The 11,741-nt window shown below is 71.3% G+C and carries 11 protein-coding genes; 5 read left to right on the forward strand and 6 right to left on the reverse strand.

The window, feature by feature from the left end; all coding sequences use genetic code 11:
- Nucleotides 1–15: 15 nt before the first annotated feature.
- The gene (locus tag HHX37_RS14300; protein ID WP_182885710.1) at nt 16–834 is read right to left on the reverse strand and encodes a GNAT family N-acetyltransferase; all 819 of its coding nucleotides are present in this window, start codon (nt 832–834) and stop codon (nt 16–18) included.
- 7 nt (nt 835–841) lie between these two features.
- Nucleotides 842–1,351 carry an HNH endonuclease gene (locus HHX37_RS14305; RefSeq protein WP_111700845.1) on the reverse strand — a complete coding sequence of 170 codons (510 nt, stop codon included), beginning with the start codon at nt 1,349–1,351 and terminating at the stop codon, nt 842–844.
- 301 nt (nt 1,352–1,652) lie between these two features.
- Between HHX37_RS14305 and HHX37_RS14310 the strand changes: the two genes are divergently transcribed.
- Nucleotides 1,653–3,716: a prolyl oligopeptidase family serine peptidase gene (locus tag HHX37_RS14310; protein WP_182885711.1), complete on the forward strand. Its 2,064-nt coding sequence runs from the start codon at nt 1,653–1,655 to the stop codon at nt 3,714–3,716.
- Here the strand turns inward: HHX37_RS14310 and purU are convergent.
- Nucleotides 3,713–4,561, reverse strand: coding sequence for a formyltetrahydrofolate deformylase (purU, locus tag HHX37_RS14315; protein WP_182885712.1), 849 nt, complete (start codon nt 4,559–4,561; stop codon nt 3,713–3,715). The two genes, HHX37_RS14310 and purU, sit on opposite strands and share 4 nt — an antisense overlap.
- Nucleotides 4,562–4,635: 74 nt before the next feature.
- On the opposite strand from purU, the gene HHX37_RS14320 reads away from it, so the two are divergent.
- Nucleotides 4,636–5,097: an NUDIX hydrolase gene (locus tag HHX37_RS14320; protein ID WP_310738183.1), complete on the forward strand. Its 462-nt coding sequence runs from the start codon at nt 4,636–4,638 to the stop codon at nt 5,095–5,097.
- A 4-nt stretch (nt 5,098–5,101) separates the two neighbouring features.
- Here the strand turns inward: HHX37_RS14320 and HHX37_RS14325 are convergent, their stop codons facing one another.
- The 3 genes from HHX37_RS14325 to HHX37_RS14335 all read right to left on the reverse strand — a co-directional run bounded on the left by HHX37_RS14325 (nt 5,102) and on the right by HHX37_RS14335 (nt 9,428).
- Complete coding sequence (locus tag HHX37_RS14325; protein WP_182885713.1) at nt 5,102–7,105, reverse strand: tetratricopeptide repeat protein; 2,004 nt, start codon at nt 7,103–7,105, stop codon at nt 5,102–5,104.
- A gap of 151 nt (nt 7,106–7,256) precedes the next feature.
- Nucleotides 7,257–7,823, reverse strand: a complete 567-nt coding sequence (locus HHX37_RS14330) for a GNAT family N-acetyltransferase (protein WP_310740370.1) — start codon at nt 7,821–7,823, stop codon at nt 7,257–7,259.
- A 9-nt stretch (nt 7,824–7,832) separates the two neighbouring features.
- A complete protein-coding gene (locus HHX37_RS14335) occupies nt 7,833–9,428 on the reverse strand; it encodes a helix-turn-helix transcriptional regulator (RefSeq protein ID WP_182885714.1) in 1,596 nt (531 codons plus the stop codon).
- Nucleotides 9,429–9,760: 332 nt separating this feature from the next.
- On the opposite strand from HHX37_RS14335, the gene HHX37_RS14340 reads away from it, so the two are divergent.
- The 3 genes from HHX37_RS14340 to HHX37_RS14350 all read left to right on the forward strand — a co-directional run bounded on the left by HHX37_RS14340 (nt 9,761) and on the right by HHX37_RS14350 (nt 11,717).
- Nucleotides 9,761–10,021 (forward strand): hypothetical protein, encoded by a 261-nt coding sequence (locus tag HHX37_RS14340; RefSeq protein ID WP_182885715.1) that lies wholly within the window; start codon nt 9,761–9,763, stop codon nt 10,019–10,021.
- Between the two features lie 261 nt (nt 10,022–10,282).
- Nucleotides 10,283–11,299, forward strand: coding sequence for a mechanosensitive ion channel family protein (locus HHX37_RS14345; protein ID WP_310740371.1), 1,017 nt, complete (start codon nt 10,283–10,285; stop codon nt 11,297–11,299).
- A gap of 34 nt (nt 11,300–11,333) precedes the next feature.
- Nucleotides 11,334–11,717, forward strand: coding sequence for a globin (locus tag HHX37_RS14350; protein ID WP_310738180.1), 384 nt, complete (start codon nt 11,334–11,336; stop codon nt 11,715–11,717).
- Nucleotides 11,718–11,741: the final 24 nt, after the last annotated feature.

Consider the following 11,741-nt stretch of genomic DNA (forward strand, 5'->3'; position numbering starts at 1 on the left):
GAGGAGGCGGGCGCCTCACTCGAAGTGGACGGTGACGTAGTCCGCGACGGGCCGGTAGCCGAGCCGCTGGTAGATGGAGTTCGACGTCGGGTTGCCCAGGTCGGTGAACAGCAGCACCTCGGTGGCCCCCTCGTCGAGGGCCTTCCTGGTGGCCGCGTGGGTGACGGCGCTGCCGTACCCGCGGCCGCGCAGGCCGGACGGGGTGTAGACGGGCCCGATCCGGGACATGCCGGCGATCGGGGCGGAGACCCCGGCGATCGACACCGGCCTGTCGTCGTCCTCCCACCACAGCAGTTCGTCCCGGTTGAGGCGGACGGCGACGACCGGCGTGGGATCGGCGCCGCGATCGACGTGCGCCTCCTCCTGGAACTCCCGGAAGAAACGCACGGCGAGGGGCAGGTCGTCCTGTCCGGCGATCCTGGCCTTCCCCTTCGCGGAAGGGGGGCGCAGGGCGCCGAGCCGGTAGAGGCGCTGGGACGTACGGCCGGTCGCCGGGCGCCACCACGCCCCGGCGAAGGTCTCCGCGGCGACGACCGGACCCGTCACGCCCGCGATCTCCCGGTCCCGCTCGATGAGCGCGGCCGCCAGCGCGGGGAGCTCGCCGGGCGGCACGTCCCCGAGCAGCAGCGGCCGAGGCGGCGTGTGACAGAAGGCGCCGGCGACCGCGCCCTCCTCGTCGGTCAGCCAGCCCATGAGGAGGTCCTCGGCGAACTGGCCGGCGCGGATCCCGCGCAGCACGGTCAGCATGACCGTGTTGCGGACGGGATCGCGCAACAGCCAGGGCTCGGCCGCCGCGGCGTACTCCTCCACCCCGGAGGTGATCGTCCACGTCATGGCGCGGTTACGCCGCCGTCTCCACCAGGTAGGGCGCCCACTGCGGGTCTCCGTCGAGTTGCGCGCCGATGAGCCGCCAGTGCGCGCCGTGCGGCACCGCCGGGGCCACGCGCAGCGCCCACCCCAGCTCCTCCAGCAGCCGGTCGGCCTTGCGGTGGTTGCACGGCATGCACGAGGCGACGCAGTTCTCCCAGGTGTGGGGGCCTCCCTTGGAGCGCGGGATCACGTGGTCGATCGTCTCGGCCCGCTGGCCGCAGTAGGCGCAGCGGAAGTTGTCCCGGCGCATCAGCGCGGCCCGGGTGAGCGGGATACGCGTCCGGTACGGGATGCGGACGTAGCGCCGCAGCCGGATCACCGAGGGGACGTCGAGCGTCCGGGTGGCCGAGCGGAGCACCGCTCCCCGGCCGTCCCGGTGGATGACGTCCGCCTTCTCTCTCAGCACCAGGATGACCGCCCGGTGCAGGGAGAGTGTGGTCAGCGGCTCGTACGTGGCGTTCAAAAGCAGGACTTGGCGCATCAGCCGACCTCCGCAGCAGCCTCGGCTGTGCGCCTGGGTTGTGGCCCCGCTGGTTGGGACCCGGATGCTTCCGTCACAGGGACCTCCGCCGGACGGCCCAGCGGATCGTCACCACGGCACCGCCCTTCACCAAAGTGTGGCCTTCTCGACGGCCCCTCCGCCACCCCATAACCGGGGTCCATGAAGTGAACGGCGGGAACGCCTGCTGCTTCTATGCCCAGCCGATCATCCCTTTACTCCAGTCTTGGCCGGGTACGGCCGATGTACCGCCCCAGTCCCTCACCTGATTTAAAGTGCCAGCATGAGCCGACCGCAGTACCCGTCCGCCCGCCGTGACGACATCGTCGACGACCTCCACGGAACGCCGGTTCCCGATCCCTACCGCTGGCTGGAGGATCCGGACGACCCGGAGGTCAAGGAGTGGCTGGACGCGCAGGAGACCCTGTTCCGCTCCGCCGAGCTGGAGGGACGCGACCACTTCCGCGGCCGGGTGGCCGAGCTGCTGCGGTCGGGATCGGTCGGCACGCCGTCCTGGCGCGGCGAGCGCCGCTTCTTCACCCGCCGCTCACCGGAGCAGGAGCACCCGGTCCTGTACGTCGCGGACGAGGCCGGCGAGCGCGTCCTGCTCGACCCCACGGTCCTCGACCCCTCGGGGCTGACCACCCTCGACTCCTACCAGCCGGACAAGGAGGGCGACCGGCTCGCGTACCAGATCTCCGTGGGCGGCGACGAGGAGTCGCGCCTGTACGTCGTCGACGTGGCGACAGGAGAGCGGGTCGAGGGGCCGATCGACCGCTGCCGCTACTCCCCCGTCGCCTGGATTCCCGGCGGCGAGGCGTACTACTACGTGCGCAGGCTCGCGCCGTCGGAGGTCCCGGCCGGTGAGGAGCAGTTCCACCGGCGCATCTACCTGCACCGCGTCGGCACGTCCCCCGACGACGATGTGATGATCTTCGGCGAGGGCCTGGAGAAGACCAACTACTACGGGGTGTCGGTCTCCCTCGACGGCCGCCGGCTGTCGATCTCCGCCTCGCGCGGCACCGCGCCGCGCAACGACCTGTGGGTGGCCGACCTCGCCGCCTCCTCGCCGGAGGCGCCGGAACTGGTCGTCGTCCAGCAGGACGTCGACGCCCAGACCGGGGTCCACTTCGGCCGCGACGGCCGGCTCTACGTCTTCACCGACCTCGGCGCCTCGCGCGGGCGCGTCTGCGTCACCTCCCCCGAGACGCCGGGCCCGGAGCACTGGCGCGACCTCATCCCCGAGGACCCCGAGGCGGTGCTGTCCGACTTCGCCATCCTCGACGGCATGCCGGAGCCCGTCCTGCTCGTCGGGTGGACGCGGCACGCGATCGGCGAGATCTCCCTCCACGCCCTGGAGACCGGCGAGCGGATCGGTGACGTCCCGCTGCCGGGCCTGGGGTCCGTCGGCGGGATCCTGGAACGTCCCGAGGGCGGCCACGAGGCCTGGTTCAGCTACACCGACGACATCACCCCCACCGCGGTCTTCCGGTACGACGCGCTCACCGGCGAGACGACGCTCTGGGAGGCGCCCCCGGGCTCGGTGGAGGTGCCCGAGGCGACGACCGAACAGGTCGTCTACCGGTCCAAGGACGGCACCGAGGTGCGCATGCTGGTCACCTCGCGGCCCGGCTCCGGGCCCCGTCCCACGATCCTGTACGGCTACGGCGGCTTCGGCGTGCCGATGAACCCCGGCTTCTCGGCCACCACCCTCGCCTGGGTCGAGGCGGGCGGCGTGTACGCCGTCGCCCAGCTGCGCGGCGGCGGCGAGGAGGGCGAGCAGTGGCACCGGGACGGGATGCTGGGCAAGAAGCAGAACGTCTTCGACGACCTGCACGCCGCGGCCGAGCACCTCATCGCCACCGGCGTGACCAGCAAGGACCGGCTCGCCATCTCCGGCGGCTCCAACGGCGGCCTGCTCGTCGGCGCGGCGCTCACCCAGCGCCCCGACCTGTACGCGGCCGTCGTCTGCTCGGCCCCCCTGCTCGACATGATCCGCTACGAGAAGTTCGGCCTCGGGGCGACCTGGAACGTCGAGTACGGCTCGGCCGACGTGCCGGAGGAGTTCGCCTGGCTGTGGAGCTACTCGCCGTACCACCACGTGCGGGAGGGGGTGTCGTACCCGGCCACGCTGTTCGCGGTGTTCGGCTCCGACACCCGGGTCCACCCCCTGCACGCGTGGAAGACGGCCGCGGCCCTGCAGCACGCCCAGGCGGGCGACCGGCCGATCCTGCTGCGCAACGAGACCGAGGTCGGGCACGGCGCCAGGGCGGTGAGCAGGTCGGTCGAGCTCGTGGCCGACCAGCTCGCGTTCCTGGCCCGGCACACCGGCCTGAAGGTGTCCTAACGCGGGAAGATGACGGTCTTGTGGCCGTCCAGCAGCACGCGGTGCTCGGCGTGCCAGCGGACGGCCCGGGCCAGCGCCTGGCATTCGAGGTCGCGGCCGATCGCGGCGAGGTCCTCCGGGGAGTGGGTGTGGTTCACCCGCGCGACCTCCTGCTCGATGATCGGTCCCTCGTCCAGGACGGGCGTCACGTAGTGCGCCGTGGCGCCGATCAGCTTCACCCCGCGCGAGTACGCCTGGTGGTACGGCTTGGCACCCTTGAACGACGGGAGGAACGAGTGGTGGATGTTGATCATCCGGCCGGCCAGCTTGGCGCACATCTCCTCGGAGAGCACCTGCATGTAACGCGCCAGCACGACCACGTCGGCCTGGTAGTGGTCGACGAGGGTGAGGATCTCCGCCTCCTGCCGCGGCTTGGTCTCCGGCGTGACCGGCAGGTGGTGGTAGTCCACCCCGTACGACTGGGTGAGCGGGCGCAGGTCGGGATGGTTCGACGCGACTCCCACGATCTCGATCGGCAGCAGGCCCGAGCGCACCCGGTAGAGCAGGTCGTTGAGGCAGTGGTCGAACCGGCTGACCAGCACCAGCGCCCGCGTCCGCGCCGCGAGGTCGAAGAGCTGGAAGTCCATGGCGAACTCGGGGGCGAGCGCGGCGAACTCCGCCCGCAGCTCGTCGATCACGGGCTCGCCGGCGAACTGCACCCGCATGAAGAACCGCTCCGCGACGGGGTCGCCGAACTGCTGGCTCTCGATGATGTTACAGCCCCGGCGGGCCAGCAGCCCCGACACGGCCGCGACCACTCCGGGCCGGTCCGGGCAGGACAGGGTCAGCACGTAATCAGCGCTCATGCTCAGTCAGATCCTCAGAGGGAAGTCGGTACCGGGTTCCAGGGTAGGGGCACTCACCCGGAGGGTGCGGGCGCGTGGACACGGCGATGACGGACGACCGGCCGGCCGCGCGGGTGGTGTGCGTGGACGACCGCTCGCGGGTGCTGCTGATGCGCTGGCACGACCCGCTCGCCGGCCGGACGTTCTGGGAGCCCCCGGGCGGCGGCATCGAGCCCGGCGAGTCGCCGCTCCAGGCGGCCCGCCGGGAGCTGTGGGAGGAGACCGGCCTGCCCGGCGACGCCGTACTGGACCGGTGGGTGCCGGTCCACCGGGACTTCCACTGGCTCGGCAGGCACTACGTGAAGACCGAGCGCTTCTACCTCGCCCGGTTCGGCACGGCGCCGCCGGTGGCCTCGGCCGCGCTGACCGAGGAGGAGAGCGGCGCCCTCCTGGGACTGGCCTGGCACGAGATCGCCGCCCTCTCCGCGCTGCCCGAGCCGCTCGATCCGCTGGAGCTGCCCGGGATCATCGACCGCCTGCTCGCCGTCGCGCTCTGACCGGTCAGCTCTCCTTCTCGTGGCGCTCCAGCGCCGTGCGTACGTCGGGGTCGCCGGGGGCGAGGGCCAGCGCGCGGCGGAGGTCGAGCAGCGCCTCGCCGCGGCGGCCGAGCGCGTCCAGGGCCGTCGCGCGGTTGAAGTAGAGGGCGGCGTCCTCCCCCAGCTCGATCGCCCGGGTCAGGTCCTCGACCGCTCCCGGGGCGTCGCCGGTCTCGAAGCGCAGGGTCGCCCGGTTGGCCCAGGCCGAGGCCAGGCGGGCGTCCGTGGCCAGCGCCGCGTCGAACGCCAGCCGCGCCTCGGCGTACCGTCCGGCCGCCGTCTCGAGCTGCCCCAGCACGCCGTGCAGGTGCGCGTTGCCGGGGTCCAGGGCCAGCCCCGCCTCCACGTCCCGCCTGGCGGCCTCGTGCTCCCCGAGCATCTCCAGGATCCCGGCCCGGTTGACGTACGCGTCGAGACAGCCGGGGTCGAGGTCGAGCACGTGGCCGAGGTCGGCCCGCGCGCCCTCCAGATCCCCGGCGGCGAGACGCAGCTCCGCCCGGTTGTAGTACGCCTCGGGCAGCGGCGGGCTGACCCGCATCGCGGTCTCGTAGTCGGCCAGCGCCGCCTCGGTCCGCCCCATCTCCAGCAGCAGGTTTCCCCGGTCCAGGTAGTGGTCGGGGAAGACCGGGTCGATCCCGATGGCCACGTCGAAGTCGGCCAGCGCCTCCCGCCGGCGGCCCAGGCGCGCGAGGAGCTGCGCGCGGTTGGCGTGCAGCACCATCCGGTGCTGGGGATGGGCGTCCGGGGGGAGGTCGCGCCCGGCCAGGTCGAGGGCCGACTCGACCAGGCCGAGCGCCTCGCGGAGCCGCCCCTCGCGCAGTTCGATGAGCGCCCGGCCGTTCTGGTCGAAGCCGAGCTTGAACGCCCGCTCCCGCCGGTCGGGCAGCAGCGTCGAGATCGCGATCGCCTCGTTGATCCACGCCCTGGCCCTCGTCAGGTCGCGTCGCTCCGGGTCGCGGTCCCGGGCGTCCAGCATCGCCGTGCCGTACGCCGCGGCGGCGTGGACGACCGGATCGACGCTGCCCCTCCGCGCCTGGTCGTACAGCTCCTGCGCCTGCGCCCGCCGGCCGAGCCCGGCCAAGGCGGTCGCGGTGCGGTGCGCGAAACGCCACCACAGGCCGGACCCCGGCTCGCAGAGCCGCAGCCCGCGCGAGCCCAGCTCCACGACCGCGTGCAGGAAGCCCTCGGCGACGCAGTGGTCCACCGCCGCCCACAGCGCCCGCGCGGCGGCGTCCGGGTCGCCGCCGTGCTCCAGGTGGTACGGCACCGCGCCGAGGGCGCTCTCCGCCGACTCGGCGCCGGCGCTGAGCTCGGCCGCCCGCAGGACGTGCCGTCGCGCCCGCTCCTCCGGCGCCAGCGCCAGATACGCCCGGTAGGCGCGGGGGTCGTCGGAGGTACAGTCCGAGGCCAGGTAGTCGTCCGGCGGCCCGTCCAGGGGCAGCGCCTCCACCGGCCGCATGCCCTCCCACGCGGGCTCGGCGGAGCCCAGCGCCAGGGTGAGACGGGGCACCCGGCGGGCGAGGACACCCAGCAGTTCCCGGTCCGCCGGATCGGCTTCGTGCAGGTTGTCCGCCAGCAGCGTGCGCGGCTCCGCGAGATGGTCGCGGACGAACTCCGCGATCCCGTTGGCGATCCTGAGCGTGCGACGCGGCGCGGGGACGAGGATCCGCTCGTCCTCGGGAAGGCGGGCCTCGATGGTCTGGCGGCGGGCCGGCACCAGCGGGCGCAGGCTGGGCGCGACCGCGCGGATCTCGATGTCGTGGTCCGCCACCAGGTCCGGGGAACGCTCCAAGGCGGCCGGAACGATGGCGCGCAGGAGCGCACCGCCGATCGTGTACGGACCGCGTAGCCGGCGGTGCCCGTTGACGACGGGCTCCAGAGGGGGAGGCGTCTCCAGTGCGCGGAGCGCCGCCACGCGGTCCCGGGTGAGGTCTCCCCGGACCCAGATGTGGTTCGGGCGGCGCCTCACCCCTTGTGAATGACGCTCGACGTGCCGCTGAGCTTCGTCGTTCCCGGTTTGCGGATAATGATCTTCTTCATCATGCCTCTTTCCCCACTCTTGTGGACAAGGCACAAGTATTCGCAGTGATCAGCTATCCGCCAAGGGATGTAAGCATTATCTATCGCGGGAAAAGCTGGGAAACAACGCCGCCCAGCTGCTTCTCTATATAAATCACTACATTGTCGCCTCGGGCTTCGCGCCGTAACTCCCGCCATCCGGATTTACGGTAGAGCTCCAGCGCGGCGACCTGCCGCAGCGTGGTGTCGCCGAGCAGCCGGGAGTAGCCGAGGCGGCGGGCGCGCTCCTCGAGCTCCTCCGTCATCCGCGCGCCGTAACCACGCCGCTGGTGGTCGGGGTGGACCCGGAGCCGGCACATCTCGGCCGTGTGGTCGTCGATACGCCGCAGGCCCCCCATGGCGACGAGCCCCGCCCCGGCCACCTCTCCGACGAGGAAATCGCCCCCGGCGGCCAGGTAGACCTCGGTGATCCGGGGGAAGTCGTCGTCGTAGTAGACGCCGTCACCCGGCACGACACCCACCTGGGCGAGGCCGATCTGATGGAGGGACCACACGGCGTCGAGGTCCGACCACCGGTACCGCCGGATCCGGAGAGGCGCGGCCTCGCTCTCACCGCCTTCCCGTAGGGCGTCGCACTCCAGGTCACCCGCCGGCGCGTCTTCTGCCACTCATCCTCCTCACCCGACGTCCTTTATCAGGCCCTTGGGGATGCCCACCCGGCTCTCCGCGAGCATCTCCCGGAACTCCTTGAGCTCGGGCGAGTCACCGTGCTTGGCCCGTACCGCCTTCTCCAGGTCGTATCCGGGCTTGAGCAGGAGGTCGGTCCGGTGATCCTTGTCGACCATCTCGATCGCGGCGCGGCCCAGCTTGAGCGCGGCCTCGACGTCGCCTTCGATCAGCCGGCACAGCGCCTGGTCGAACCGGATCAGGGTCTGGTCGAGCAGATCGTCGTCCGAATACTGGGAGAGCGCCTTCTCCAGGACCACGTCGGCCTCCACGGTCTGCCCCAGCCGCACCAGGACGTCGCCCTGGTAGAAGTAGAGCTGCCGCTCGGTGTAGCCGAAGGCCGGGTTCTCCCGGTCGCTGTCGTTCATCTGCGCGAAGGCCGTCCTGGCCCGGTGCAGCGCCCGCTTGGCCTGCTCCACCACGTCGTGCCGCGACCCGCCGAGGCCGGCGATCTTCGCCAGCGCCCTCGCCTCGACCACCGGCGCCATGGTGCGCGCCGCACACGGAGTCGTACCGGCCAGGTCGCGGCTCTTCTTGGCGAGCGTCAGCGCCTCACGGGGGTCGCCGTAGTACAGCGGGACCAGCGACTCCCGGGCGGTCACCCAGGCGCGCAGGGCGCGGTCGCCGGTCTCGTCGGCCGCCATCCGGCCGGTCCGGAAGAACGAGCGGGCCAGCCGCTGGTCACCCAGATCGATCATGAGCATTCCGGACAGTCCGGCGAGCTGGGCGGACATCCGGCACAGCCGCTCCTGCACGTCGACGGGCTGGCGGTGGTTCAGCGCCTTGCGCACGGCGGCGAACTCCAGCATCACGTCGCAGAGCAGCCGCACCGGCGGCGTGTTCATGTACTGCCGGCCGAACCCCGAGGTGGCCTGCTCCCACTGGTCGAGCATCGCCGGGGAGACGGTGGCCCTCACCATGGTCTCGTCCATCCGCCGCCTGAGGTTCTCCACGGCGCCGAGCACCTCCTCGTTGAGCTCGTTCAGGCCGGCCGCGCTCACGGTGCCGCCGGCAAGGAGCCTCAACAGCGTCCTCCTAAGCACGTTCTCGTCCTCCTCGCCCCCGTCCAACGAAGGGGTGCAGTTGTCCGGCGAGGCCGGCGACGCCGGCCCTGCCCACGGAGCGGGTGAAATGTGTGGTCTGGCGTCTTCGAACGCGGCGTCCACGAGGACCTCGTGTCCGTGTCCGCAGATGCACGGGCCGTCGTAGCCCAGAGCGAGGGGTTCGACGCGGTAGACCGAGCACAGATAGTGGAGGTATTCCGGGCCGGGCCGCTTCATGCCCGACTCGTACGCGGACAGTAGCGTCTCGCCGATGCCGGGCACCGGCTTGCCGTCCCGCTCGAAGAGAGCGCGTACCTGTTCGATGACGTCGGCCAGCGCGACGCCGTGCGAGAGGCGGTGAGCCTTGATCCGCGTGGTGCCGAAGCGCTGCGCGCAGGCCTCGTAGATCTGCGCGGCGATCTGGGCCAGGGTGTACCCCGCGGCCAGGCCGCGCGCCCGGACCTGGCGCGCGATCTCCGTCTCCCTGTGTTGCCTGCCGGACATCCCGGCCCCTCTCTCGTGGCCGGCCGCACTCGCAGCCGCGTGTTTGACCGATCACGGAATCAGTCACGGAGGGTGACTCGCCCGTCGCACTCCGCCCACACCATAATGATGGAACACCCTTTGCGAGGCCAAGTCCCCAACTTGAGGAGATTGACTAAGGATCGTCTCCCGGTGAGGGTTTTCTTTCACCCGGCAGGGGTTTTCCTCCACCGGTCATCTTGACCCGGCGTTGACCCGAACGTGTCAGTGAGCCATCTTGGGCGCACCAGAGTGATCGAGCGAAAACGCAAAGTACACAATCAGCCGGGAACGGAAATGAAGGAGGACCGGCGGTGGGGAACGAGGATTTCCTGCGCCTGGAGCGTCTGGTGGCCGAACTCGACGCGCGGGGCCTGCTCGCGCGAGTCGTACACACCCCTTCGGGCCGCGCCTACGTGCGGGTCATCAACCCCGCCGCGACGAGCCTCACGGAGAACGTCGTCTGCCAGGCGGCGGACTACTGGTGGTCCTGGGGCGAGCGGATGCACCGGGCGGACGACCCCGCCGGAGCGGCGTCGAAGGTCGCCCGCGTGCTCGCCGCCGTGAGCGAGTAGCCGCACCGACCACCGTCCGGTTCCGCCGAGCGGGCGGGACCGGACGGTCATCGAGGGGATCCCCTCCTGGAGAACGGCGCCGGACGCGCTTCCGGGTGCGCGCCCGCGCCCTGCCGTGCCGTCACCGGAGCGTGCCGTCCGCCCTCGCGGCGCCGGACGCGTTCCCGTCTCCCCGGCGATGTGACGGAGGCCGGATCTGTCGGCAGTATTGACTACGTTCGAGAAGCTGTCGTCGATCTGATCCGTGGGGGGATCCACCTCGTGTTGCCGCTGTCGCCCGCGACACCCAGCCCAGAGCCGAGCCCGAGCCTGCCCGACCCGGACGTGATCGCGGCCAAGGTGTCGGCGGCGTGCGAGAAGAGCGAGGGCGTCTTCTGCACGGTGCTCAACAGCGCCTTCCCGGACCGGGACTTCCCCGCCTGGGTGCAGCTGGTGGCGGGCGTCGTGGACGTGTTCCTGATGATCGCCCTGATCCTCGTCGGTACGCTGATCGTCCGGAACGTGGCGCTCCGGCTGATCACCCGGCTCACCGTGCGGGCGAGCGTCGGCGTCCTGCCGGAGCGGCTGCGCGGCAAGACGGTGCTGACGAGCGTGGACGCCGCGGCGGCGATCATGACCGAGCGCCGCAGGGCGCGCGCCGAGACCATGGGCTCGGTGCTGCGAAGCCTCGCGTCCGTCGTGATCCTCGGCACCGGGGCGCTGATGATCTTCGCGAAGCTCGGGATACCGATCACGCCACTGCTCACCAGCGTCGGGATCATCGGTGTGGCGCTCGGCTTCGGCGCGCAGGAGCTGGTCAAGGACTTCATCGCCGGCATGTTCATGCTCCTGGAGGACCAGTACGGCGTGGGCGACGTGATCGACACCGGCGTGGCCACCGGCACCGTCGAAGCCGTGACGCTCCGCATCACCCGGCTGCGCGACGCCGACGGCAAGGTCTGGTACGTCCGCAACGGCACGATCACCCGGGTCGGCAACGAGTCGCAGGGCTGGTCGAGGGCCCTGGTGGACGTGCCCGTCCCGTACGCGGCCGACATCGCGACGGTGCGCGACCTGCTCAAGAAGCTCGCCGACGACATGTGGGACGACCCGGAGTACCGGGATCTGGTGATCGTCGAGGAACCGCAGGTCTTCGGGCTGGAGTCGGTGTCCGGCACGTCCGTCATCTTCCGGGTCAGCGTGAAGACGGTACCGGCCCGGCACCTGGAGATCGCCCGTGAGCTGCGGCTGCGGGTGAAGAAGGCCTTCGACGAGAAGGGCATCGCCTTCGCCGCCTGACCTTACCGATCGGTAACTGGCTTAGGCTGAAAGCGTGACCAGCGAGCAGACCCTGTCCTTCTACGAGGTGGTCGGCGGCGAGGACGCCTTCCGGCGGCTCGTGCACCGGTTCTACGAGGGTGTGGCCGAGGACCCCCTGCTGCGTCCGCTCTACCCCGAGGAGGACCTCACCGGGGCCGAGGAGCGGCTGCGCCTGTTCCTCATCCAGTACTGGGGAGGTCCGAAGACCTACAGCGAGCAGCGCGGCCATCCCCGGCTGCGGATGCGGCACATGCCGTTCGTGATCGGCGAGGCCGAGCGGGACGCCTGGCTGCGCCACATGGGCGACGCCGTACGCTCCCTGGAACTGCCGCCGGAGCGGGAGAGTCAGTTGTGGGACTATCTCGTCTACGCCGCCCACAGCCTGGTCAACGCATAAGTAACGCGAGCAGCGGGCAGCCCA

The organism is Microbispora sp. H10885, from assembly GCF_014161415.1.
In the GTDB taxonomy this organism is placed as follows: Bacteria; Actinomycetota; Actinomycetes; order Streptosporangiales; family Streptosporangiaceae; genus Microbispora; species Microbispora triticiradicis.

Bases quoted from the DNA above. Each gene is read 5' to 3' on its own strand.
- HHX37_RS14300 (WP_182885710.1), bottom strand. From the start codon at position 834: ATGACGTGGACGATCACCTCCGGGGTGGAGGAGTACGCCGCGGCGGCC.
- HHX37_RS14305 (WP_111700845.1), bottom strand. From the start codon at position 1,351: ATGCGCCAAGTCCTGCTTTTGAACGCCACGTACGAGCCGCTGACCACA.
- HHX37_RS14310 (WP_182885711.1), top strand. From the start codon at position 1,653: ATGAGCCGACCGCAGTACCCGTCCGCCCGCCGTGACGACATCGTCGAC.
- purU (WP_182885712.1), bottom strand. From the start codon at position 4,561: ATGAGCGCTGATTACGTGCTGACCCTGTCCTGCCCGGACCGGCCCGGA.
- HHX37_RS14335 (WP_182885714.1), bottom strand. From the start codon at position 9,428: ATGTCCGGCAGGCAACACAGGGAGACGGAGATCGCGCGCCAGGTCCGG.